Annotated in this window: 18 protein-coding genes; 10 read left to right on the top strand and 8 right to left on the bottom strand. The window is 71.8% G+C overall.

The genetic code is table 11. The features are described from left to right. Positions 1-69 precede the first annotated feature (69 nt). On the top strand, positions 70-1,578 hold the full coding sequence (locus OHA73_RS14195; RefSeq protein ID WP_327655205.1) for a hypothetical protein: 1,509 nt from the start codon (positions 70-72) through the stop codon (positions 1,576-1,578). Between the two features lie 69 nt (positions 1,579-1,647). Here OHA73_RS14195 and OHA73_RS14200 read toward each other — a convergent pair whose 3' ends face one another. Then, positions 1,648-2,004 carry a HesB/IscA family protein gene (locus tag OHA73_RS14200; protein ID WP_266720438.1) on the bottom strand — a complete coding sequence of 119 codons (357 nt, stop codon included), beginning with the start codon at positions 2,002-2,004 and terminating at the stop codon, positions 1,648-1,650. A gap of 238 nt (positions 2,005-2,242) precedes the next feature. Here OHA73_RS14200 and nadA point away from each other — a divergent pair, with 238 nt between their 5' ends. Further along, entirely contained in the window at positions 2,243-3,448 is a 1,206-nt protein-coding gene (gene nadA, locus OHA73_RS14205; RefSeq protein ID WP_403725169.1) for a quinolinate synthase NadA, read from the top strand. Positions 3,449-3,595: 147 nt separating this feature from the next. Here the strand turns inward: nadA and OHA73_RS14210 are convergent, their stop codons facing one another. From OHA73_RS14210 to OHA73_RS14230, 5 genes are all read right to left on the bottom strand, one after another. Next, positions 3,596-6,730, bottom strand: coding sequence for an efflux RND transporter permease subunit (locus tag OHA73_RS14210; RefSeq protein ID WP_327655207.1), 3,135 nt, complete (start codon positions 6,728-6,730; stop codon positions 3,596-3,598). Between the two features lie 175 nt (positions 6,731-6,905). Beyond that, positions 6,906-7,604 carry a response regulator transcription factor gene (locus OHA73_RS14215; RefSeq protein WP_327655208.1) on the bottom strand — a complete coding sequence of 233 codons (699 nt, stop codon included), beginning with the start codon at positions 7,602-7,604 and terminating at the stop codon, positions 6,906-6,908. Beyond that, complete coding sequence (locus tag OHA73_RS14220; RefSeq protein ID WP_266720430.1) at positions 7,601-8,884, bottom strand: sensor histidine kinase; 1,284 nt, start codon at positions 8,882-8,884, stop codon at positions 7,601-7,603. The genes OHA73_RS14215 and OHA73_RS14220 overlap by 4 nt, the downstream gene beginning before the upstream one ends. Before the next feature lie 1,624 nt (positions 8,885-10,508). After that, positions 10,509-10,787: a PspA-associated protein PspAA gene (pspAA, locus tag OHA73_RS14225; protein WP_266720428.1), complete on the bottom strand. Its 279-nt coding sequence runs from the start codon at positions 10,785-10,787 to the stop codon at positions 10,509-10,511. A gap of 52 nt (positions 10,788-10,839) precedes the next feature. Continuing rightward, positions 10,840-11,640: a PspA/IM30 family protein gene (locus OHA73_RS14230; RefSeq protein ID WP_266720426.1), complete on the bottom strand. Its 801-nt coding sequence runs from the start codon at positions 11,638-11,640 to the stop codon at positions 10,840-10,842. Between the two features lie 252 nt (positions 11,641-11,892). Between OHA73_RS14230 and OHA73_RS14235 the strand changes: the two genes are divergently transcribed. Further along, positions 11,893-12,489, top strand: coding sequence for a DUF3043 domain-containing protein (locus tag OHA73_RS14235; RefSeq protein WP_266720424.1), 597 nt, complete (start codon positions 11,893-11,895; stop codon positions 12,487-12,489). Between the two features lie 35 nt (positions 12,490-12,524). Beyond that, positions 12,525-13,289, top strand: coding sequence for a class I SAM-dependent methyltransferase (locus OHA73_RS14240; protein ID WP_443063068.1), 765 nt, complete (start codon positions 12,525-12,527; stop codon positions 13,287-13,289). Positions 13,290-13,498: 209 nt separating this feature from the next. On the opposite strand, the gene OHA73_RS14245 is transcribed toward OHA73_RS14240, so the two are convergent. Continuing rightward, a complete protein-coding gene (locus OHA73_RS14245) occupies positions 13,499-13,738 on the bottom strand; it encodes a hypothetical protein (RefSeq protein WP_266720422.1) in 240 nt (79 codons plus the stop codon). 85 nt (positions 13,739-13,823) lie between these two features. Between OHA73_RS14245 and OHA73_RS14250 the strand changes: the two genes are divergently transcribed. Beyond that, entirely contained in the window at positions 13,824-15,029 is a 1,206-nt protein-coding gene (locus OHA73_RS14250) for a bifunctional adenosylcobinamide kinase/adenosylcobinamide-phosphate guanylyltransferase (RefSeq protein WP_327655209.1), read from the top strand. Positions 15,030-15,051: 22 nt separating this feature from the next. On the opposite strand, the gene OHA73_RS14255 is transcribed toward OHA73_RS14250, so the two are convergent. Next, positions 15,052-16,143, bottom strand: coding sequence for a class I SAM-dependent methyltransferase (locus OHA73_RS14255; protein WP_267070704.1), 1,092 nt, complete (start codon positions 16,141-16,143; stop codon positions 15,052-15,054). Positions 16,144-16,358: 215 nt separating this feature from the next. Between OHA73_RS14255 and cobT the strand changes: the two genes are divergently transcribed. The 5 genes from cobT (at position 16,359) to sucB (ending at position 23,701) form a co-directional block, all read left to right on the top strand. Then, entirely contained in the window at positions 16,359-17,435 is a 1,077-nt protein-coding gene (gene cobT, locus OHA73_RS14260; RefSeq protein ID WP_327655210.1) for a nicotinate-nucleotide--dimethylbenzimidazole phosphoribosyltransferase, read from the top strand. 313 nt (positions 17,436-17,748) lie between these two features. Then, positions 17,749-18,480 (top strand): adenosylcobinamide-GDP ribazoletransferase, encoded by a 732-nt coding sequence (locus tag OHA73_RS14265; protein WP_327658459.1) that lies wholly within the window; start codon positions 17,749-17,751, stop codon positions 18,478-18,480. A gap of 133 nt (positions 18,481-18,613) precedes the next feature. Continuing rightward, the gene (locus OHA73_RS14270; RefSeq protein ID WP_327655211.1) at positions 18,614-20,164 is read left to right on the top strand and encodes a leucyl aminopeptidase; all 1,551 of its coding nucleotides are present in this window, start codon (positions 18,614-18,616) and stop codon (positions 20,162-20,164) included. A gap of 295 nt (positions 20,165-20,459) precedes the next feature. Beyond that, positions 20,460-21,848: a dihydrolipoyl dehydrogenase gene (lpdA, locus tag OHA73_RS14275; protein ID WP_266720412.1), complete on the top strand. Its 1,389-nt coding sequence runs from the start codon at positions 20,460-20,462 to the stop codon at positions 21,846-21,848. A gap of 98 nt (positions 21,849-21,946) precedes the next feature. Further along, entirely contained in the window at positions 21,947-23,701 is a 1,755-nt protein-coding gene (sucB, locus tag OHA73_RS14280; protein WP_267070701.1) for a 2-oxoglutarate dehydrogenase, E2 component, dihydrolipoamide succinyltransferase, read from the top strand. The last annotated feature ends 134 nt before the right edge of the window (positions 23,702-23,835 follow it).

A 23,835-nucleotide genomic window follows, 5' to 3' on the forward strand; every position in this document is an offset into this window, starting at 1 on the left:
GTTCCGGAAGGGAACCGCGCGTCCGCCCGCCCCGTCCCATCGGTGTCCCCGGTGAGAAGGAGCGATGCGGTGAGCAGCGAAGAGCGGACGCGGGACCGGCTCCCGCGACGGCGCACGGCGGCTGTCGTGTCGGTCGCGGCGGCCGTCCTGCTGGCCGGTGGCGGCGGCGCGTATCTGGCGGCGAACGCGATGGGCGGGTCCGAGGGCGAGGGGTCGGGCCGACCCGGCGACGCCGGCCCGGGCACTCCCCCGCCGCTCGCCCTGGACGGCTACTCCGACGCCGCCCCCTCCTCCGGCACGGCGCCGCCCGGCATCGCGCCCGGCGAGCCGGACCCGAACGGCACCCGCTACAAGGCGACCGGTGATCTCCCGGCGGGCCCGGGGAAGGCGCCCGTGTACCGGGCCCGCGGCGAGGTGACCGCCGCCGAGGCCGGCACGCTCGCCGAGGCCCTCGACGTACCGGGGAAGATGCAACGGTCGGGTGACGCCTGGAAGGTGGGTCCGGCGAAGGACGGTTCGGGGCCCTCGTTGCAGGTGAGCCGGAAGGCGCCGGGGACCTGGACGTACTCCAGGTACGCGCCGTCCGCCGGCAGCAAGTGCGGTGGCGTGGCGAAGTGTTCGGACCCGACGGGCGGGGGCAGTTCCAAGGACGCGGTCAGCGAGGCCGCCGCGAAGAAGGCCGCCGCTCCACTCCTGAAGGCCCTCGGCCAGGACGACGCCAAGCTGGATGCCGGTCAACTCATGGGCGCCACCCGCGTGGTGAACGCCGACCCGGCGGTCGGCGGGCTGCCGACGTACGGCTGGTCGACCGGGATCCAGGTCGGTTCGGACGGTCAAGTGGTGGGCGGGAGCGGCCAGTTGAAGGCGCCGTCCAAGGGTGACACGTATCCGACGGTGGGGGCGCGCGAGGCCCTTGAGCGGATGAACGGGGCGGCGGCCGGGGGCCGGGTGTCCGTCGGTGGGTGCGCGAGTCCGGTGCCGCTGGGCGAGGACAAGGACGCGGACTGCGCTTCGGCGCCGCCCAAGCCGTCCACGGTCGCCGTCACCGAGGCGACGTTCGGGCTCGCCGCGCACACCGTCGCGGGGCGGCAGGCGCTGGTGCCGTCGTGGCTGTTCGAGGTGCGGCCGAGCGGGTCGGACGCCGCGTTCACGGTGACGTATCCGGCGGTGGAGCCCAAGTACCTTGCGTCGCCGAAGAGTTCACAGCCGAGCACGAAGCCCACGCCATCGAATCCCTCGAAGCCCTCCGAGCCCTCCGACAAGGCGGGCGGTGACACCCGCACCGTGCACGTCCAGGGCTACAGCGCCAAGGGCAGGACCCTGACCCTGCACTTCACGGGCGGGGTGTGCGCGAAGTACACGGCGTCGGCGAGCGAGTCCGGGGGCCGCGTGAGCGTGAAGGTCACCGAGACGCAGAAGAAGGGCACCGTCTGCATCGAGCTGGCGAAGTTCTATACGTTGCAGGTGACGCTGGACGAGCCGCTGGGCGAGCGGAAGGTGGTGGCGGCCGACGGGGCCACCGTGCGGCCCGCGCAGAAGAACGCGCCCGGCGGGGTCGAGCCCGCGCCCCGCGGCTGAGCGCCCGGAGCAATGCCGAAGGGGCGGTCCCCGCGGGGGCCGCCCCTTCGCGCGTTACAGCTGTACGGCTTAGCTGAACGAGTCGCCGCAGGCGCAGGAGCCCGTGGCGTTCGGGTTGTCGATCGTGAAGCCCTGCTTCTCGATGGTGTCGACGAAGTCGATGGAGGCGCCGCCCAGGTACGGGGCCGACATGCGGTCGGTGACGACCTTCACGCCACCGAAGTCCTTCACGACATCGCCGTCGAGCGAGCGCTCGTCGAAGAAGAGCTGGTAACGCAGGCCGGAGCAGCCACCGGGCTGAACAGCCACACGCAGGGCCAGGTCGTCACGGCCTTCCTGGTCGAGCAGAGCCTTGACCTTGGAGGCGGCTTCGTCGCTGAGGATGATGCCGTCGCTGACGGTGGTGGTCTCGTCCGATACGGACATCTACATCTCTCCCGGGTTGTTCGGAGACTGCTTGCCGACCATTGCAACCGGCAAAGGCCCGGATCCATTCCGGGTTTCGCACTTCTTCTCTTCATGCTCGCACACCGTGCGCCGACGGGGCACGGCCTGGGTCCGGCGGATTGCGTCACATCGACGACATTGCCATCGTCAAACTGACGTGAAGCACGTATGATAGATAACGTCAAATCGACGAAAAGTCGAGCAGAGCGAAGAAAGGGTGCGTGACGTGACCACGGCCCAGTCCCCCCAGGCCCCCGTTGACCTGGATGTTTCCCCCACGCCTCTGGCGCTCCTGCTGCTCGGCCGCGAGGCCGACCCCAAGAGCGAGCGCGGCGTGGAGTGCCCCGGCGACCTGCCCTCACCGTCCGACCCGGACCTGGTGGAGCGGGCGCGCGCGGCCAAGGAAAAGCTCGGAGACAAGGTGTTCGTGCTCGGACACCACTACCAGCGCGACGAGGTCATCCAGTTCGCCGACGTGACCGGGGACTCCTTCAAGCTGGCGCGGGACGCGGCGGCCCGGCCCGAGGCCGAGTACATCGTCTTCTGCGGTGTGCACTTCATGGCCGAGTCGGCCGACATCCTCACCGGCGACGAACAGAAGGTGGTCCTGCCCGACCTCGCCGCCGGCTGCTCCATGGCGGACATGGCGACGGCCGAGCAGGTCGCCGAGTGCTGGGACGTGCTGACCGAGGCCGGCATCGCCGAGTCCGTGGTCCCCGTCTCGTACATGAACTCCTCCGCGGACATCAAGGCGTTCACGGGCAAGCACGGCGGCACGATCTGTACGTCCAGCAATGCCGAGCGCGCGCTGAACTGGGCGTTCGAGCAGGGTGAGCAGGTCCTCTTCCTGCCCGACCAGCACCTCGGGCGGAACACCGCGGTGCGTGACCTCGGCATGTCGCTCGACGACTGTGTCGTCTACAACCCGCACAAGCCGAACGGCGGTCTGAGCGTCGAGGAGCTGCGGGCCGCGAAGATGATCCTGTGGCGCGGGCACTGCTCCGTGCACGGGCGCTTCTCGCTGGAGTCGGTGGAGGACGTGCGGGCGCGCATCCCCGGGGTGAACGTCCTCGTGCACCCCGAGTGCAAGAACGAGGTCGTGGCCGCGGCGGACTACGTCGGGTCGACCGAGTACATCATCAAGGCGCTGGAGGCGGCGCCGGCCGGGTCGAAGTGGGCCATCGGCACGGAGCTGAACCTCGTACGCCGCCTCGCGAACCGGTTCGCCTCCGAGGACAAGGAGATCGTCTTCCTCGACAAGACGGTCTGCTTCTGCTCGACCATGAACCGGATCGACCTGCCGCACCTGGTCTGGACGCTGGAGTCCTTGGCGGACGGCCAGCTGGTCAACCGCATCGAGGTCGACCGCGAAACGGAACAATTCGCCAAGCTCGCCCTTGAGCGGATGCTGGCGCTTCCGTAGGTGTAATCCGCCGCCTTGGGCGATCTGCCCCGGTCAAGCCCCACCGCCTTGGGCAATCTGCCGCCAAGGGCGGCAGGGTGGGCAAGGCGGCACCCCGGCGCGGGGCGAGCGCTTCATCAGGCGCCCGCCCCGCTCCCCCAGCTCGAACTACACGTTCGCCGGCTCCGGCTCCGTGGCCGGGGACTGGGGCGGGACCCCGCCCCCGTCACCCTTCTTCGCCGCCCGCTTCGCCGCCCGCCGCTCCTTGCGGAGCTCCAGCATCGCGTAAAGCGTCGGCACGAGAAGCAGCGTCAGCAGCGTCGACGAGATCAGACCGCCGATCACGACCACGGCCAGCGGCTGCGCGATGAACCCGCCCTCGCCGGTGACGCCGAGTGCCATCGGGAGCAGGGCGAAGATCGTCGCCAGGGCCGTCATCAGGATCGGCCGCAGCCGGTGCCTGCCGCCCTCGACGACCGCCTCCACCACGCCCAGGCCCTGGGCCCGGTACTGGTTGATGAGGTCGATCAGGACGATCGCGTTGGTGACCACGATGCCGATGAGCATCAGCATGCCGATCATCGCCGGGACGCCCATCGCCGTGCCGGTGGCGACCAGCAGACCGATCGCGCCCGTGGCCGCGAACGGGATGGAGACCAGCAGGATCAGCGGCTGGGCCAGCGAACGGAACGTCGCCACCAGGAGCATGAAGACGATCGCGATCGCCGCGAGCATCGCCAGGCCCAGGTTCTTGAACGCGTCGTCCTGGTCCTCGCTGACGCCGCCGATGGTCGCCGTGGCGCCCTTCGGCAGGTCCAGCGAAGAGAGCTTCGTCTGCAGGTCGGCGCTGACCGCGCCCGTGTTGTCGCCGTCCGGCTTCGCCGTGATCGTCGCCGCGCGGGCGCCGTCGATCCGGGTCATCGAGACAGGACCGTCGACCGTCTTCACGGTGGCGATGTCCCCGAGGGTGACACCGCCGGGGCCCATCGGCAGCTTCTTCAGCTCGGCCATGGTGGTGGCCGGCTTCGCCGACTTCACGACGATGTCGCGCTCGGTGTCGTCGATCGTCGCCTTGCCGCTGGTGGTGCCGCGCACCGCCTGGGTGACGGCGGCACCGAGCGTGGTGTCGTTGAACCCGGCGGCGGCCGCCTTGGAGTTGGCCTTCACCGAGATCCGCGGCACCGACTGCGACAGGTCGCTTGAGACGTCGGTGACGTCGTCGAGGCCTGCAACCGCGTCGCGGACCTGCTCGGAGGCCTTGTCAAGGACGGTGCCGTCGGAGGCCTTCACGACCACGGACAGGTCCTGGCTGCCGAAGCCGTCACCGGCCGCGATCGTCGTCGTACCCACGCCGGAGAGCTGTCCGAGCTCGCGCTCGATGCGCTTCTGCGTGGCCTCGTACGTCGAGCTGTCCTTCAGCTTCACCTGGTACGACGCCTGGTTGGTGTCGGTGCCGCCGCCGAAGGCCGCCATGAAGCCGGAGGAGCCGATGGTGACCTGGTAGTCCTCGATCTCGTCGATGCCCGAGAGCATCTTCTCGATCTTCTTCGCGGAGGCGTCGGTCGCCGACAGGCTGGTGCCGGGCTGCAACTCCTGCTTGATAGAGAGGACTTCCTGGTCGCCCTGGTCGAAGAAGTTCGTCTTGAGCATCGGCGCCATGCCGAACGTGCCGACGAGCACGACCACCGCGATCAGCAGCGAGGTGAACCGGCGACGCGTCGCGAACCGCAGCACGGGAACGTAGATCCGCTGCAGCCAGGAGCGCGCCTCCTTCTCCTCGGCCTTGCGCCTGGCCTCCTCCGGGTCGACGCCGCGGGCCGCCTTGGGCGGACGCAGGAACCAGAAGGAGAGGACCGGGACGACCGTCAACGACACCAGCAGCGAAGCGAGCAGCGCCGCCGTCACCGTGATGGAGAACGAGCCGAACAGCTCGCCCACCATGCCGCCGACCAGGCCGATCGGCAGGAAGACCGCCACGGTCGTGAGGGTGGAGGAGGTCACCGCGCCCGCGACCTCGCGGACCGCCTTGAGGATCGCCTCCCTGCGTTCCTCGCCGTAGCCGAGATGACGCTTGATGTTCTCCAGGACGACGATCGAGTCGTCGACGACGCGGCCGATCGCGATGGTCAGCGCGCCGAGCGTGAGCATGTTGAGCGACAGGTCGCCGGTCCACAGGACGATCAGCGCGAGGACCACGGACAGCGGGATGGAGACCGCCGTCACGAGCGTCGAGCGCAGCGAGGCCAGGAAGATCAGGATCACGATGACCGCGAAGAGCAGGCCGAGCGCGCCCTCCGTGGTCAGGCCCGAGATGGACTTCGAGACCGCCGGGCCCTGGTCGCTGACGACGGTGACGTCGGCGCCGGAGCCGAGGTCGTCACGGAGCTGCGGCAGCTTGTCCTTGACGGCCTTGGAGATGGCGACCGCGGAGCCGTCCTGGTCCATGGTGACCGCGAGCGACAGGCTGGGCTCGCCGTCGGTGCGGGTGATCGAATCGGCCGTGGACGGCTGCTGCTTCACCGTGGCGATGGCACCGAGGCGTACGGGCTTCTTGACGCCCTCACCCGTGATCATCAGGTCCTGGAGCTGCTTCAGGGACGTGAAGCCGCCGCCGACCTGGACCGTGCGGTTCTTGCCCGCCTCGTCGAGCGAGCCCGCGGGCATGGTGGCGCCGCCGGCCTTCAGGGACTCGGCGAGGGTCTGGGGGTTCACCCCGGCCGCGGCCATCTTCCGGTCGCTGGGCGTGACGTCGACCTGAAGGTCGCGGACGCCGTCCACCGTCACCTGGGAGACGCCGTCGATGTCCTTCAGCGTCGGCACCACGGACTTGTCGAGCTGGTCGGCGAGCGCCTGCTGGTCCTTGTCGGAGGTGACGGCGAGGACGACGGTCGGGATGTCGTCGGTCGAGCCGGCCACGACCTGCGGGTCGACGTCCTCGGGCAGCTGGGCGCGGGCCCGGTTGACCGCCTGCTGGACGTCGGCGACGAGCTGCTTGCTGCCGTCCGAGCCGTAGTCGAACTGGGCCATCACCAGGGCGTTGCCCTCGCTGGCCGTCGACGTGACGCCGGTGATTCCGTCGACCGCGTCGATGGAGTTCTCAAGAGGCTCGACGACCTGCTTCTCCACCACGTCCGGGGACGCGCCCTGGTAGGGGGCGATGACGGAGACCATGGGCAGTTCGATCGAGGGCAGCAGCTGCTGCTTGAGTTGAGGGATCGCGATCGCGCCGAAGACGATCGCGATGATCGAAATCAGCCCGATGAGGGCGCGTTGGGCGAGGCTGAATCTCGACAGCCAGGACATGGATCGGGTCTCCGTGGGACGTGAGCGGAAGATGAGGGCCGGGCCATGACAACCGGTGCGGTGTCACGCGTGGGGCCCACGGTCCACCCTCGGTCATGCGTGCGACCCGATTCGTCGCTCCCAGGTCCCGTTCTTGTCCGTCACCTACTGCGCCCGTAGTACGCGCCCGTCAGGGTCACTCCACCCTTGGACGTACCAGGCCCGATTCGTACGCGATGACGACGAGTTGGGCGCGATCGCGGGCGCCCAGCTTGGCCATGGCACGGTTGACGTGGGTCTTCACAGTGAGCGGGCTGACCTCGAGGCGCTCGGCGATCTCGTCGTTGGAGTGGCCGCCCGCGACCTGGACGAGGACCTCGCGCTCGCGCCCGGTGAGCGCGCCGAGCCGCTCGGCGCTGCCGTCCGTGGGGCGGGCCCCCTCCTCGTAACCGTCCCCCTGCGCAAGGAACTTGGCGATCAGGCCCTTGGTCGCGAGGGGCGAGAGCAGGGCGTCGCCCGCGGCCGCGACCCGCACGGCGCCGAGCAGTTCGTCGGGCTCGGCGCCCTTGCCGAGGAAGCCGGAGGCGCCGGCCCGCAGCGACTGCACCACGTACTCGTCGACCTCGAACGTCGTCAGCATCACGACGTGTACGTGGCCGAGCTCGGGGTCGGCGCTGATCTCGCGGGTGGCGGCGAGGCCGTCGGTGCCGGGCATCCGGATGTCCATGAGCACGACGTCGGGGCGCTCGGAGCGGGCGAGCCGGACGGCCTCGGCGCCGTCGGACGCCTCCCCCACCACCTCCATGTCGGGTTCGGAGTCGACGAGCACACGGAAGGCGCTGCGCAGCAGGGCCTGGTCGTCGGCCAGCAGGACCCTGATCGTTGCGCTGGTCATGTGGTGGCGTCCTCGGAGGTGTCGGTGCCTTCGGCGGGGGCGGCGCCGCTGGTGCGGGCCTTGGTCGGAAGGATCGCATGGACGCGGAAACCGCCGCCGTAGCGCGGTCCCGCGGTGAGGGTGCCGCCGAGCGCGGTGACGCGTTCGCGCATGCCGAGGAGGCCGTGGCCGCCGTGCCTGTCGCGCTCCGCCGCCGCGTCGGGGTCGCTCGGGTAGTCGCCGTAAGCGGCCGTGGCGCCGGGGCCGTTGTCGAGGATGGTGACCTCCACGTTCGGTCCCACGCGCACGACGCTGACCTCGGCCTTGGCGTCGGGGCCCGCGTGCTTCTGTACGTTCGTCAGCGCTTCCTGCACGACGCGGAAGGCGGCGAGGTCGACGGCGGCGGGCAGGGCGGGGGCCTCCTTCGCGCGGGCCACCTCCACGGGCAGGCCCGCGTGCCGGAAGGTGTCGACGAGGTCGTCGAGCCGGTCGAGTCCCGGGGCGGGCTCGGTGGGCGCCTCCGGGTCCCCGGTCTGCCTCAACAGGCCGACGGTGGCGCGGAGTTCATTGAGCGCGGAGCGGCTGGCCTCGCGGACATGGCCGAGGGCCTCCTTGGCCTGGTCGGGCCGCCGGTCCATGACGTGTGCGGCGACGCCGGCCTGCACGTTGACGAGCGCGATGTGGTGGGCGACGACGTCGTGCAGATCGCGGGCGATCCGCAGCCGCTCCTCGGCGACGCGGCGTCGCGCCTCCTCCTCGCGGGTGCGTTCGGCGCGTTCGGCGCGCTCCCTGATCGCGGTGACGAAGGCGCGGCGGGAGCGGACCGCGTCACCCGCGGCCGCGGCCATGCCGGTCCACGCGAAGATCCCCAGATTCTCCTGGGAGTACCAGGGCAGCGGTCCCGCGAACATGGCGACGCCGGTCAGCAGCGCCATCGAGGCGAGGCCGACGCGCCAGGTGGTGGGGCGGTCCATGGTGGCGGCGACCGTGAAGAGGGCGACGACCGCGGACATCACGACGGGGGCGCGGGGGTCGCCTGTGACCAGTTCGACGACGGAGACGGCGGAGGTCGCCGCGAGTACGCAGAGGGGGGCGCGGCGGCGGAACACGAGGGCGGCGGCGCCGAGCAGCATCAGGACGAGGCTGAGCACGTTCGGGGTTCTGGCGCCCCAGGCGTACGTTCCCTCCGGGCCGTGCGGGTCGACGAAGGAGCCGGCGACCATGCAGAGGAGGACGCCGAGCGCGAGGGTGGCGTCCAGGGCCAGCGGATGCGTCCTGGCCCACCGTACGAAGCGGTTCACCGGGTTCACGGTAGCGCGCTCGCCTGCCGGCGGAACCGGGTGTCGGGGGTGCGGCAGCCGGGGGGCCTGAGCCGTGCCGGGGTCGACGCCTCCCGCGATCGGTGCGCGGGGCCGTGCGACCTGCCCGCACCGGTCCGGTGGCCGCGGTCAGCCTGGCGCGACACCGGGGTGGCGCCTCGACCGGGGCCAGGCCTCAGGCCATCGCCACGCCGAACGTCGCCGGGCTCGAGGCGGCCGCCCCGATCACGCGGCATCGGGGGTCGGCACCACCCGGCGCGAACCCCACAGGCACGCCCCGACCCTGCCCCCGCGGCGCCCTCGCCCATCTCCCAGGGGCTTCGGCCCACCGGATCCCCGGGTACATCGCGGCCGGCGCCTACCGCAAGTGCTGCGCTGAGCCGGGGCGTTGGGGCTCGCCGGTCGCTCTCAGGCCATCGCCACACCGAACGTCACCGAGCTCGACGCAGCCACCCTGATCACGCGACGCCGGGGTTCGGCCACCACCCGGCGCGAACCCCACGGGTACGCCCCGACCCTGCCACCCCGGCACCGTGCGACCTGCCCCGCACCGGGCCGACGGCCCCAGTCAGCCTTACGCGGCACCGGGGTGGCGCCTCGACCGAGGCCAGGCCTCAGACCATCGCCGCGCCGAACGTCGCCGTGCTCGACGCAGCCCTGGCCACGCGGCGTCGACGTTCGGCGGCCACCCGGCGCGAACCCCACGGGTACGCCCCGACCCTGCCACCGCAGCGCCCTCGCCCACCCGCCCCCTCCAGGGGCTTCGGCCCACCGGATCCCTGCGTACGCCGTGGCCGGCGCCTGCCGCAAGTGCTGCGCTGAGCCGGGGCGTTGGGGCTCGCCGGTCGGTTTCGTTGCGGCGCCAACGGGGTGACGGCTTCGGTGCGCAGTGCGCCGTGACGGTCCTTGTCCGCCGCGCCGATTGCCCGCCCACAGCCCACCCTCGGGTCCCAGGGGCGGGCGCCTGCCGTATCGGACACGCGGCACCGTGAGCCGGCTCGCCCACCCTGTCGCTCAAGCCAGCGGATTACCCAAGTCGGGGCAGGCCTCACCGCCTCGGCAGGGAAGTCGTGCCCGGCGGCAGAGCGGCCGAAGCGGCGCCCGCGGCTCGCCCTCACGGGAGGGAAACCTGGCCGGGCAGCGAGCGGCCGAAGCCCCGCCCGCGCCTCGTTCTCACGGGAGGGGGCCGGCCGGGCGGCCGAGCAACCGAACTGGCGCCCGAGCCTGGCCGTCACGGGTGGCGTCACGGATGGGGATCCGGGCACGGGCGGCGGGCGGCCGAAGCGGTGCCCGCGCCTCGCCCTCACAGGCGGAAAGCCGGGCCGGGCCGCGGGCGGCCGGAGGGGGCGGGTGGGTGGGAGATTGGCGGGGGAACGGGCCGGAAAACGGGTGAAGGAAATCGCAGCGCCATCGGCGAGGGGCCCGCAGCGTAGGGGCCGCAGCGTCGGTGGCCGCCAAGCCGACGGCGGAACGTCCAGGCCATGAGCGAGGGATCCCGCGCCAAGGGGCGGCGAGGCGAACCGGGGCCAGTGAGGTTCCGATGAGGCACACCGGACCCGTGAGGTTCCGGCGTTCCGCTGCGCCGCAGGCGACCGCGGCGCCGGGACTACCCCGGGATCAGGCCGTCGTCGCTGAGCATGTCGCGGACCTCCGCCAACGTGGCGTCCGCCGCCGGCAGGATCAGCTCCGACGGCTCCAGGGCGTCGTCCGGCAGCGGAGCGCCCAGGCGGCGGACCGCGTCCAGGAGAGCGGCGAGCGTACGGCGGAAGCCCGCCTCGTCGCCGCTCTCCATCTCCGCGAGGAGTTCGTCGTCGAGCTTGTTGAGTTCGGTGAAGTGGTCGTCCGCCAACTCCACCTGGCCCTCCCCCATGATCCGGACGATCATGTCGGCCTCCTCAAGGCACTACAGCTCTACCGCTCAACAGGCAGTACAGGCACTACTGCTTGTCGAAGCGCGGGGTGTCCTGGGGCTGCGCTTGCGAAGGCTGAGCCTGCTCCTGTCCGCCCTCGAGCGCCTGCTGCGACGAGGACGAGCCACCGGACAGCTCCGCCTTCATGCGCTGCAGCTCCAGCTCTACATCCGTACCACCGGAGAGCCGGTCCAGCTCGCTCTGGATGTCGTCCTTGGCGAGACCGGACGAATCGTCGAGCGCGCCGGAGGCGAGCAGTTCGTCGATGGCGCCGGCCCGCGCCTGCAGTTGGGCCGTCTTGTCCTCGGCACGCTGGATCGCCATGCCGACGTCGCCCATCTCCTCGGAGATGCCGGAGAACGCCTCCCCGATCCGGGTCTGCGCCTGCGCCGCGGTGTACGTGGCCTTGATCGTCTCCTTCTTCGTGCGGAAGGCGTCGACCTTCGCCTGCAGCCGCTGCGCCGCGAGAGTGAGCTTCTCCTCCTCGCCCTGCAACGTCTGGTGCTGCGTCTCCAGGTCCGTGACCTGCTGCTGGAGCGCGGCACGGCGGGACAGGGCCTCACGGGCCAGATCCTCCCGGCCGAGCGCGAGCGCCTTGCGGCCCTGGTCCTCGAGCTTGGACGACTGGGACTGGAGCTGACCGAGCTGCAGTTCCAGGCGCTTGCGGGACGTCGCCACGTCCGCGACCCCCCTGCGTACCTTCTGGAGCAGCTCAAGCTGCTTCTGGTACGAGTAATCGAGGGTCTCGCGCGGGTCCTCGGCCCGATCAAGGGCCTTGTTCGCCTTCGCGCGGAAGATCATCCCCATACGCTTCATGACACCGCTCATGGGCTTCGCGCGCCCCCTTCTGACAGATCCAGCGTTGGTCCAGCTCCAGCACTGCGACAGAAACCACAGTACGGGTCCTGCCTCTATTACCGCACTGTTCAGGTACGGATGCGCTCATCCCCGAGGACGACTGCTTCCGGCCCCGCTCCGGCGCAAGGAGTAGATGACCCCTGACGACAGGACGCGGGACGTTGCCGGATCGTTCCCCACTGCACAGTGGTCGATGCATGACCACCACGTACCCTGGCGATTGTGTTCCGTAGCCGATCCAAGGACGACAAGGCCCAGGCCGCGCAGGCCAAGGTGACCCAGTCCCAGCAGCCCAGAGACCCCCAGGCGCCCAAGGGCCGCCCCACGCCTAAGCGCAGCGCGGCCCAGACGCAGCGCCGCAGCGTGGCCAACACCAAGATGTCGCCGAAGGAGGCCCGCACCCGCTCGCGCGACGAGCGCCGCACCGCGATGCAGCGCCAGCGCGAGGCGCTGGCCAACGGCGACGAGCGTTACCTGCCGGCCCGTGACAAGGGCCCGGTGCGCAAGTTCGCGCGCGACTTCGTCGACTCGCGCTTCGCGATCGCCGAGTACTTCCTGCCTATGGCGGTGGTCATCCTCGTCCTGAGCATGATCCGCGTCGGTTCGCTGCAGAACATCGCGCTGCTGCTGTGGCTGTTCGTGATCGTCGCGATCGTCGTCGACTCGGCCGTGACCGGTTTCCGCCTGAAGAAGATCCTCGCGCAGAAGTTCCCGAACGAGCGCCGCAAGGGCGCCGTCGCGTACGCGCTGATGCGCACGCTGCAGATGAAGCGACTGCGCCTGCCGAAGCCGCAGGTCAAGCGCGGAGAGCGGCCCTGAGCACGGACAGCACAGAGTCTTTCGCCGGCGATGCTGTGCACTCCTGGCTGGACAAGCTCGGCGGACTTCGCAACATCGTGCGGCAGGAGCTCGTGGCCAGGCAGCTCGACGAGCAGCTGGCCGCGCGGTTCCCCGTCGGTCAGCGGCTGCGGGTGCTCGACGTGGGGATGGGCCAGGGCACGCAGGCCCTGCGCCTCGCCCGCGCCGGGCACAAGGTGACCGGCGTGGAGCAGGATCCGGAGATGGTCGCCGTGGCGGGCCGGGCGCTCGCCGCGGAGCCCGCGGGGGTCCGTGACCGGGTCCGCCTCGTGCAGGGCAACGGCATGGACACCGGTGTGCACTTCCTGCCGGGGAGCTTCGACGTCGTGCTCTGTCACGGCGTCCTGATGTACGTCGACGATCCCGACGCGCTGCTCGCGGGCCTGGCCCGGATGCTGGCGCCGGGCGGCCTGCTCTCCCTCGTGGTGCGCAACGGGGACGCGCTCGCGATGCGGCCGGGGCTCGCCGGTGACTGGATCGGTGCCCTCGCCGCGTTCGAGTCGGTGAAGTACACGAACCGGCTCGGGCTCGATGTCAGGGCCGACCGGCTCGATGCGCTCACGGAGACGCTTGCCGGGATCGGGGCGCCGTTGCATGCGTGGTACGGGGTGCGGGTCTTCACGGATCAGGCCGCGGATGGCGCGGGGGCGCCGGAGCACGGGGAGTTGCAGACGTTGCTCGCCGCGGAGGAGAAGGCCGGTCGGTCCGACCCGTACCGTCGGGTGGCGGCGCTTCTGCATTTGTGCGGGGTGCGTGGCTGAGGTCGACCGAGGGTTCTGCCTCGGCCGACCTCAGTTCGGCGGATGTGGTTGAGGTCGCGGGGCTCCGCCCCGGACCCCGCTGCTCAATCGCCGCAGGGGCTTGATTTGGGGCTCTGCCCCATACCCCGCGCCTCAATCGCCGGCGGGGCTCAAAAAGCTCAACCGCCCCAAGGGCTTGAAAGGCTCAGCCGCCGGCGGGGCTTGAAGGGTCAGTCGTCGGCAGGGGCCGCAGTAGCCGACGTGTCCTCCGCGTGGAGGCTCATCGGGCCGTAGATGACCTTGTCGTCCTCGCTGAGCGTGACCTGGTCGGCGCCGCCGTCCGCGAGTTGCTTCCAGTACTCGCCGATCCAGGACTCGGCGTCCCCCTGCGTGGTGAACTCCTCGGGCTGTACCGCGGGAGCCACCTCCGTCCCGTCGGACTTCTCGAACCGCCACGTCCACGCCGCCATGTCAGCCTCCCGGTTACGGATGTCCGATGTCCCCGGAAGCCTATCCGGGCGAGCGTCGATCAAGGGGGCGCGGGAGGATCTTCCTGTGGAACTGACACTGCTCGGCACCGGCGGCCCCGACGGGCTGCCCCGCCCCGACTGCCCTTGCGCCGCCTGCGCGACCGCGCTCGGCCGCGACGCCCGTGCCGCGACGGCGGTCCTGATCGACGGAACGCTGCTGCTCGACCTGACGCCCGGGGCCGCGTTCGCCGCGGCCCGTTCGGGGCACAGCCTCGGCGGCGTACGGCAGGTGCTGCTCTCGCATCCGCACGACGGGCCCGCGGTCGAGGTGCCCGCGGGGCTCCCGCAGCCCGGCCGGGTGCCGGACGGCCGGGAGCTCGCGCTGCTCACCGGGCACCGGGTGCGGGCGCTTGCCCTGGACGCTCCGGGCACCGGCTACGAGGTGACGGGGCCCGAGGGCGAGCGGCTGCTCTATCTCCCGCCGGGCACCGCGCCCGCGGGCTTCGAAGAGGCGCGGGCGCCGTACGAGATGGTCCTCGCCGATGTCGTCGGCCGCCCCGACGCGCTCGCCCGGCTGCGCTCCGCGGGGGCGATCGGCCCGACCACCGATGTCCTCGCCGTCCATCTGGACCACGACGTCTTCCCGGGCTCCGAGCTCGCGCGGCGGCTCGCGGCCGCGGGCGCGCGGGCCGTGCCGGACGGCACGACCCTGGACGTCGGCACGTACGAGGACGTGCCCGATGTGCCGCGCAGGACGCTGGTGCTCGGCGGGGCGCGGTCCGGGAAGTCGGTGGAGGCGGAGCGGCGCCTGGAGGCGTTCCCCGATGTGCTGTACGTGGCGACCGGCGGGACGCGCGGCGGGGACACGGAGTGGGCGCAGCGGGTGGCCGCGCACCGGGAGCGGCGGCCCGGATCCTGGCGGACGGCCGAGACCTGCGATCTGGTACCGCTGCTCGACGATCCCGAGGACACGGCTCCGCTGCTCGTCGACTGTCTGTCGCTGTGGCTGACGTACGCGATGGACGAGGTCGGGGCCTGGGACGACGCCGAGTGGGCGGGCGGTGGCGAGAAGGCGCTGCGGGAGCGGGTGGCCGAGCTGGTCGACGCGGTGCGGCGCTCCCGGCGCACCGTCGTCGCCGTCTCGAACGAGGTGGGGTCGGGGATCGTGCCCGCGACCGCGTCGGGGCGCCGCTACCGGGACGAACTCGGCCGTCTGAACGCGGCGTTCGCGTCCGAGTGCGAGCACGTGCTGCTCGTCGTCGCGGGTCAGCCGCTCGCGCTGCGCGGCTGACCCGGATCCGTTTCTCCTACTCCTACGCGTCCGGGTCGCGGCGCGCGATCACCCGGTAGGCGTTGGAGAAGCGGGTGCGGCGGGCCAGAGGTGCGAGGACCCGGTCGGCCGCGCAGGCGGCGAGGAACGCGGGTGCGACGGCGTACATGAGGACCTTGCGCAGGATGCGCTGGGCCCCGCCGGGGGCCTTGGTGCGCCACGGGTCGTCGGCGTCGGGCAGGTGCCGGCCCGCGAACAGGGCGAGTCCTGCCGCGAGATCCAGCGGGACGTGGGGCTCGCTGCGGTCGACGGCGACGACCGTGTAGCCGAGGGCGCGCAGTTCGGCGCGGAGGTTGGCGAGCGGGATCAGATGCAGGTGCTGCGGCTGGAAGTACGAGATCCACCACTTCCCGAGCAGCTTCGCGAAGCGGCTCTCGGGGTCGGGGAGCTCGATCATCAGATGCCCGCCGGGGCGCAGCACACGGTGCGCGGCCTTCAGTTCCTCGCGCGGATCGCGGGAGCGGCCCAGGTAATGGAACATGCTCAGCGCGTCGTAGCCGCCCTCGAGGCCGGGGGCGAGATCGGTGAACAGGCCCTGGTGGGCCCGCTCGACGCGGCCCGCCCTGCGGCCCTCCTCGACGCCTTCGCCGCTGTCGAGGCCGTCGAAGGCCGTGTACGGCAGGACCTCTTGGGCCACCGCGGGGAAGTGGCCCTGGCCGGTGCCGATGTCGAGCCAGCTCTCCGGTTCGATGAACGTGGCGAGAGCGCGGGCGCGGGACCGGTCGCGATGCGTGGAGGTGCGCGCGCGGAAGATCCACTCGGCCTGGTCGGCGTAGCGGCCCTCGCAGAAGTCCCGGTAGTAGAAGTCCAGGCCCTCGGGGGTGAGGCGGGGGTTCTGGAACGAGTGGGCGCAGGACCCGCACTGGACGAGGGTGAAGCTGCCGGGCTTGTGCTGGAGGAGGTCGGTGGTGCGCAGGCGGGTCCGCAGCCGGGTGCTGCCGCACCAGGGGCAGTCGGGGCGGCGTGGCTCGTGGAAGCGTTCGGTGCCCTGGGCGAGTTCGGTGAGGTAGGCGGGGCGGCGCTCGGCGACGGCCTGGGGGGTGGCGGGGGCGGTCAAGGTGAGGCCTCCAGTCATGGCAGTCATGGTCTGCGTTGCCGCAACGAGCGCGCGAGATATGACAATTCGACGCGAACATGAACGCAACCGATCATCTCCGAGCAGTTCATGACACCCGGGAGGCGACTCACCGGCCGTCGTCGGCGTCCGCCGGACGGACGCACCCATCGGTGTCCTGTGACGGAGGGTGCAGCTGGGGCCAGACCCTCGCGACGGCCGGTACTGTTCGGCGAATGAGCTCGCTGAACCTCGACGACTTCACCGATCTGATCGAGCGCCCCGACGGCGGCACCCGCCGCGACGCCGAGGAGCGCAGGGCCCGCTTCGCCGTGCCGCCGGGCGCCCTCGGCCGCCTCGACGAACTGGGCGAGTGGCTGAGCGCCGCCCAGGGCGCGGTGCCCGTGCGACCGGTCGCGCGGCCGCGCGTGGTCCTCTTCGCGGGCGACCACGGCGTGGCCGGGCTCGATGTGTCGAAGCGGCCCGCGGGCAGCGCGGCCGGCCTCGTACGGGAGGTCGTCGAGGGCGCCTCCGCGGGCGCGGTGCTCGCGCGCCGGCTCGGCGTCGGCGTGCGCGTCGTCGACCTCTCCCTGGACTGCGAGCCCGACGAGCTGCCCAAGACCGTCGACAACCGGCGCGTGCGGCGCGGCTCGGGGTGCATCGACACCGAGGACGCGCTCACCCTCGAAGAGGCGGAGGCCGCGTTCCGCGCGGGCATGGCGGTCGCCGACGAGGAGGCCGACTCCGGTACGGACCTCGTCGTCCTCGGCGACATCAGCGTCGGTGGCACGACGGCGGCGGCCACGCTGATCGCCGCGCTGTGCGGCACGGACGCGTCCGTGGTGACGGGCCGCGGCGGCGACCCCATCGACGACCTCGCCTGGATGCGCAAGTGCGCGGCGGTCCGTGACGCGCTGCGCCGGGCCCGCCCCGTCCTCGGCGACCAGCTCCAGCTCCTCGCCACGGTGGGCGGCGCCGACCTCGCGGCGGCGACCGGCTTCCTGCTCCAGTGCGCGGTGCGGCGTACGCCCGTACTTCTGGACGGCGTGGTCTCCGCGGCCTGCGCGCTCGTCGGCCAGCGCGTCGCGTTCCGCGCCCCCGACTGGTGGCTGGCCGCCCACGCCAGCGGCGAACCGGCCCAGGCGAAGGCGCTCGACCGCATGGCCATGGACGTACTCCTCGACCAGGACGTCCGGGTGGGCGGCGGCGCGGGGGCGCTTCTTGCGCTTCCGCTGGTCCAGGCGGCGGCCGCCTTGGCGGCGGAGCTGCCGGAGGGTGCGGGTGCGGCGGAGCCGGCCGACCAGGAGGCGTAAGGGGGCGGCCCCCCCGGCCCCACGCCACGGGGCTCTGCCCCGGACCCCGCGCCTCAATCGCCGGCGGGGCTGGATTGGCCCACCCGCCGCAGGGCTGGATTGACCTACCTGTCGCAGAGGCTTGATTGGTCCAGCCGCCGGCGGGGCTTGATTGGTCCAGCCGCCGGCGGGGCTGAAAGATCGGGGCTCCGCCCCGGACCCCGCTGCTCAAACGCCGCAGGGGCTGGAATTGCCCACCCAAAGGCCTGGTCACAGCGCCGGGTACGCTCCAGCGGTGTCTGCGACAACCTCCCCCGCCTCCCTTCCCGACGGCATGCGTTTTGCGTTTGGGACGCTCACCGTTCTTCGGGTGAAGGTCACCCGCTGGGACCGTGCGGCCGCCCGGATCGGGATGCTCTGCGCGCCGCTCGCCGGTCTGGTCGTCGGCCTCGCCGCGGCCGCGGTCGGTGTGGCGTTGACCTTCCTCGGAGCGGACGCGCTCCTCGCCGCCGTCGCCGCCGTCGCGGTGCCGGCCGCGCTGACCCGCGGACTGCACCTCGACGGGCTCGCGGACGTCGCCGACGGCCTGGGCAGCGGGAAGCCCGCCGACGACGCGCTGCGGATCATGAAGCAGTCGGACATCGGCCCCTTCGGCGTGGTCACGCTCGTCCTGGCCCTGTTCGCCCAAGTCGCCGTCCTGGCCGACCAGTTCGGGCAGTCGTGGTGGCGCGGCGCCCTCGCCGCGACCGTCTCCGCGGTGACCGCGCGCCTCGCCCTGACCTTCGCCTCCCGCACCGGCGTACCGGCCGCCCGCCCCGAGGGCCTCGGCGCGGCGGTCGCGGAGACGGTGTCGCGGCGGGCGGCGCTGATCACGGGGGCCGTGGTGGTCGCGGTGACCGCCGCCCTCTCGGTCCAGGCCGCCCTGGCCGTCGTCCTGGGCTGCGCCGCCGCCGAACTCCTGTCGCGCCGCTGCGTCTCCCGATTCGGAGGCGTAACCGGCGACGTCTTCGGCGCACTCGCCGAAACAGCGGCCACGGCGGCACTGGTGATCCTGGCCCTCGGCTGATCCCAGCGGCGGGGCGCACCTGGACGAAGCACCCCAAGAACGACGGGCGTAGGCTCGGCCCCGGGCGGGCCAACTACCCCCGGCCCCGGCGAAGAAGCCGGGGTTCACCCGATGAAAGAGGGACCTCACCACCGTGACTGCTCTGACTCTCAGCACCGCCGCGGCGACCGGCCTGCGCGCCGACGCGATCGTCGTCGGCGTCGTGAAGGGCGACAAGGGCCCGGTCGTCGCGCACGGCGCGGAAGCCGTGGACAAGGCGTACGACGGAAAGCTCGGTTCCGTCCTGGAGACCCTCGGCGCCAGTGGCGGCGAGGGCGAGGTGACCAAGCTCCCGGCGCCGTCCGGCCTCAAGGCGCCGCTCGTGCTGGCGGTCGGTCTCGGCGGCGAGCCCGAGAAGGACGGCGCGTACGACGGCGAGGCGCTGCGCCGCGCCGCCGGTGTCGCGGCCCGCGCCCTGGCCGGTTCGAAGAAGGCCGCGTTCGCGCTGCCGGTCGACGACGCCGAGGACGTCGGCGCGATCGCGGAGGGCGCGCTGCTCGGCGCGTACTCCTTCGACGCGTACAAGGAGTCCGCCCGGGAAGCCAAGGACGCGAAGGCCCCGAAGGACGCGAAGAAGAACGGCCGGGCCCCGCTCGCCGAGGTCGCGATCCTCGGCGGCAAGCCCCGCGACAAGGCGTACAAGGCGGCCGTCGAGCGCGCCCTCGCCCTGGCCGAGGAGCTCAACCGCGCCCGCGACCTGATCAACACCCCGCCGAACGACCTGAACCCGGAGTCCTTCGCCGCCGTCGCCCAGGCCGCGGCCAAGGAGCACGGCATCAAGGTGCAGGTGCTCGACGAGAAGGCCCTGGAGAAGGGCGGCTACGGCGGCATCCTCGGCGTCGGCGCCGGTTCCGCCTCGGCCCCGCGCCTGGTGAAGCTCTCGTACAAGAGCTCCAAGGCGAAGAAGCACCTCGCCTTCGTCGGCAAGGGCATCACGTACGACTCGGGCGGCATCTCGCTGAAGCCCGCCGGTCACAACGAGACGATGAAGTGCGACATGGCCGGCGCCGCCGCCGTGTTCGCCGCCGTCGTCGCCGCCGCGCGGCTCGGCCTCGAGGTGAACGTCACCGGCTGGCTGGCGCTCGCCGAGAACATGCCGTCGGGCTCGGCCACCCGCCCCGGCGACGTGCTGCGCATGTACTCGGGCAAGACGGTCGAGGTGCTGAACACCGACGCCGAGGGCCGCCTCGTCCTCGCCGACGCCATCGCCAAGGCCTCCGAGGAGACTCCGGACGCAATCGTCGACGTCGCGACGCTGACCGGCGCGATGATGCTGGCGCTCGGCGCCCGCACCTTCGGCATCATGGCCAACGACGACGCCTTCCGCGGCTCGATCCACGAGGCCGCGGAGGAGGTCGGCGAGCCGGCCTGGCCGATGCCGCTCCCGGCCGACCTGCGCAAGGGCATGGACTCGTCCACCGCCGACATCGCCAACATGGGCGAGCGGATGGGCGGCGGCCTGGTCGCCGGCCTGTTCCTCCAGGAGTTCGTCGGCGAGGGCATCACGTGGGCCCACCTCGACATCGCGGGCCCGGCCTTCAACGAGTCGGCCCCGTTCGGCTACACGCCGAAGGGCGGCACCGGTTCCGCGGTCCGCACGCTGGTCCGTCTCGCGGAGCGGACGGCGGCGGGCGACCTCGGCTGAGGCCCCGCGCACACCGCGCAATCGCTGCATAAGCGCTGAACAGCCCCCGGGTGCACGACCCCGGGGGCTGTTCGCTTTGAACGAAATCTGCGTGTTTGTCCCCGCTCGTCACAGCTGTTTCCGGTGTAACAGCCGTCTCACCCCCCAGCCCGACGTCCCGACTCCCGCCGACAAGTGCGAGGATGGGGTACGGCAGGACAGGGCCCTCACCCAGGGCCGAAGAACGAGCGGCCGAACACCCCGCCGCCCGGTCGTCGGAGACCGGCGTACGGCGCACATGCATGGAGGACGTGACGTGGCGAACGACGCCAGCACCGTTTTCGACCTAGTGATCCTCGGCGGTGGCAGTGGCGGTTACGCCGCGGCCCTGCGCGGAGCGCAGCTGGGCCTGGACGTCGCCCTGATCGAGAAGAACAAGCTCGGCGGCACGTGCCTGCACAACGGCTGCATCCCCACGAAGGCTCTGCTGCACGCCGGTGAGATCGCGGACCAGGCGCGCGAGAGCGAGCAGTTCGGTGTCAAGGCCACCTTCGAGGGCATCGACATCAACGCCGTCCACAAGTACAAGGACGACGTGATCTCCGGCCTGTACAAGGGCCTGCAGGGCCTCGTGGCCTCGCGCAAGGTGACGTACATCGAGGGCGAGGGCAAGCTCTCCTCCCCGACGTCCGTCGACGTCAACGGCCAGCGTGTCCAGGGCCGCCATGTCCTCCTCGCGACCGGCTCCGTGCCGAAGTCGCTGCCGGGCCTGGAGATCGACGGCAACCGCATCATCTCCTCGGACCACGCGCTGAAGCTGGACCGCGTCCCGGAGTCCGCGATCGTCCTGGGCGGCGGCGTCATCGGCGTCGAGTTCGCCTCGGCGTGGAAGTCCTTCGGCACCGACGTCACGGTCGTCGAGGGCCTCAAGCACCTCGTCCCGGTCGAGGACGAGAACAGCTCCAAGATCCTGGAGCGCGCCTTCCGCAAGCGCGGCATCAAGTTCAACCTCGGCACCTTCTTCGAGAAGGCCGAGTACACGCAGGACGGCGTCCGCGTGACCCTCGCCGACGGCAAGACCTTCGACGCCGAGGTCCTCCTCGTCGCCATCGGTCGCGGCCCGGTCTCCCAGGGCCTCGGCTACGAGGAGCAGGGCGTCGCCATGGACCGTGGCTACGTCCTCGTCGACGAGTACATGCAGACCAACGTGCCGACCGTCTCGGCCGTCGGTGACCTGGTCCCGACCCTCCAGCTCGCGCACGTCGGCTTCGCCGAGGGCATGCTGGTAGCGGAGCGTCTGGCCGGCCTGAACCCGGTTCCGGTCGACTACGACGGCGTGCCGCGCGTGACCTACTGCCACCCGGAGGTCGCCTCCGTCGGTATCACCGAGGCCAAGGCCAAGGAGATCTACGGTGCGGACAAGGTCGTCGCTCTGAAGTACAACCTTGCGGGCAACGGTAAGTCCAAGATCCTGAAGACCACGGGCGAGATCAAGCTCGTGCAGGTCAAGGACGGTGCCGTGGTCGGCGTCCACATGGTCGGCGACCGCATGGGCGAGCAGGTCGGCGAAGCCCAGCTGATCTACAACTGGGAAGCGCTGCCCGCCGAGGTCGCCCAGCTCGTGCACGCGCACCCGACGCAGAACGAGGCGCTCGGCGAGGCCCACCTGGCCCTCGCGGGCAAGCCGCTGCACTCGCACGACTGAGCCACGCCCCTGTCGCACCTGGGGCGCGACGACCGACCACCACAGACTTCCGCACTGCGTTGCCGCGCATTGCACATCGTTAAGGAGCAACCGAAACCATGCCGGTTTCCGTATCCCTTCCGGCGCTCGGTGAGAGCGTCACCGAGGGCACTGTCACCCGCTGGCTGAAGGCCGAGGGCGAGCGCGTCGAGGTCGACGAGCCGCTGCTGGAGGTCTCGACCGACAAGGTCGACACCGAGATCCCCTCGCCCGCCGCCGGCGTGCTTGCCTCCATCAAGGTCGCCGAGGACGAGACCGTCGAGGTCGGCGCCGAGCTGGCCGTCATCGACGACGGTTCCGGTGCCGAGGCCGCCGCGCCCGCCCCGGCCGCCGCCGAGGCCCCGGCCGCCGAGCCCGCCCCGGCCCAGGAGGCTCCGGCCCCCGCCGCCGAGCCGGCCCCCGCTGCCGCCCCCGCCGCCCCGGCCGGTGGCGCCTCCGGTACCGACGTCGTGCTGCCCGCGCTGGGCGAGTCGGTCACCGAGGGCACCGTCACCCGCTGGCTGAAGGAGGTCGGCGAGGAGGTCGCGGAGGACGAGCCGCTGCTCGAGGTCTCGACCGACAAGGTCGACACCGAGATCCCCTCCCCCGTCGCCGGCGTTCTCCTGGAGATCACCGTCGCCGAGGACGAGACCGCCGAGGTCGGCGCCAAGCTCGCCGTCATCGGTGCCCCGGGTGCCGCCCCGGCCGCCGCCGAGACTCCGGCTCCGGCCGCTCCGGCCGCCGCTCCGGCCCCGGCCCCCGCGCCGGCTCCGGCTCCGGCCGCCCCCGCGGCTCCCGCCGCCCCGGCCGCGCCCGCCGCCCCCGCTGCTCCGGCCCCCGCGCCGGCCGCGCCGGCCCCGGTCGCCCCGTCCGCCCCGGCCACCCCCGCCGCGCCGGCCACCCCGGCCGACGAGGGCGCGTACGTGACCCCGCTGGTGCGCAAGCTCGCCTCCGAGCACGGCGTCGACCTGTCCACGGTCAAGGGCACCGGCGTCGGTGGCCGCATCCGCAAGCAGGACGTCACCGCCGCTGCCGAGGCCGCCAAGGCCCAGGCTCCGGCCGCTGCCGCCCCGGCCGCCGCCAAGGCCGCCCCGACCCTGGAGGCTTCGCCGCTCCGTGGTCAGACGGTCAAGCTGCCGCGCATCCGCAAGGCCATCGCGGACAACATGCACAAGGCGCTGCAGGAGCAGGCCCAGCTGTCCTCGGTCATCGAGGTCGACATCACCAAGCTGATGAAGCTGCGCAACAAGGCCAAGAACGGCTTTGCCGCTCGCGAGGGCGTCAAGCTCTCCCCGATGCCGTTCTTCGTCAAGGCCGCCGTCCAGGCGCTGAAGGCCCACCCGGTCATCAACGCGCGCCTGAACTACGACGAGGGCACCATCACCTACTTCGACTCCGAGAACGTCGGCATCGCCGTCGACTCGGAGAAGGGCCTGATGACCCCGGTCATCAAGGGCGCGGGTGACCTCAACATCGCGGGCATCGCCAAGAAGACCGCCGAGCTGGCCGACAAGGTCCGCAACAACAAGATCGCCCCGGACGACCTGTCCGGCGCGACCTTCACGATCTCCAACACGGGATCGCGCGGCGCCCTCTTCGACACCGTCATCGTCCCGCCGAACCAGGTCGCCATCCTGGGCATCGGCGCCACGGTCAAGCGCCCGGTCGTCGTCTCCGACCCGGAGCTCGGTGACACGATCGCCGTCCGTGACATGACGTACGTGACGCTCTCCTACGACCACCGTCTGGTGGACGGCGCGGACGCCGCCCGCTACCTGACGACGGTCAAGCAGATCCTCGAGGCCGGCGAGTTCACCGCCGAGCTCGGTCTGTAAAGACAGCACGCGGTCTGTAAAGACAGCAGGTGCACGACGGCGCCCCCGACCGGAACCTTCCGGTCGGGGGCGCCGTCGTACGCGCGCGTGCGTAGCCGCACGCCCGGGCGGGCACCCCCTTCTGTAGCCCGCCC

This window comes from Streptomyces sp. NBC_00483 (genome assembly GCF_036013745.1).
Taxonomy (GTDB): Bacteria; Actinomycetota; Actinomycetes; order Streptomycetales; family Streptomycetaceae; genus Streptomyces.

Coding starts and splice junctions, on each gene's coding strand:
- OHA73_RS14200 (WP_266720438.1), bottom strand. CDS start 2,004: ATGTCCGTATCGGACGAGACCACCACCGTCAGCGACGGCATCATCCTC.
- OHA73_RS14210 (WP_327655207.1), bottom strand. CDS start 6,730: ATGTCCTGGCTGTCGAGATTCAGCCTCGCCCAACGCGCCCTCATCGGG.
- OHA73_RS14215 (WP_327655208.1), bottom strand. CDS start 7,604: ATGACCAGCGCAACGATCAGGGTCCTGCTGGCCGACGACCAGGCCCTG.
- pspAA (WP_266720428.1), bottom strand. CDS start 10,787: ATGATCGTCCGGATCATGGGGGAGGGCCAGGTGGAGTTGGCGGACGAC.
- OHA73_RS14230 (WP_266720426.1), bottom strand. CDS start 11,640: ATGAGCGGTGTCATGAAGCGTATGGGGATGATCTTCCGCGCGAAGGCG.
- OHA73_RS14245 (WP_266720422.1), bottom strand. CDS start 13,738: ATGGCGGCGTGGACGTGGCGGTTCGAGAAGTCCGACGGGACGGAGGTG.
- OHA73_RS14255 (WP_267070704.1), bottom strand. CDS start 16,143: ATGACTGGAGGCCTCACCTTGACCGCCCCCGCCACCCCCCAGGCCGTC.
- cobT (WP_327655210.1), top strand. CDS start 16,359: ATGAGCTCGCTGAACCTCGACGACTTCACCGATCTGATCGAGCGCCCC.
- OHA73_RS14265 (WP_327658459.1), top strand. CDS start 17,749: ATGCGTTTTGCGTTTGGGACGCTCACCGTTCTTCGGGTGAAGGTCACC.
- sucB (WP_267070701.1), top strand. CDS start 21,947: ATGCCGGTTTCCGTATCCCTTCCGGCGCTCGGTGAGAGCGTCACCGAG.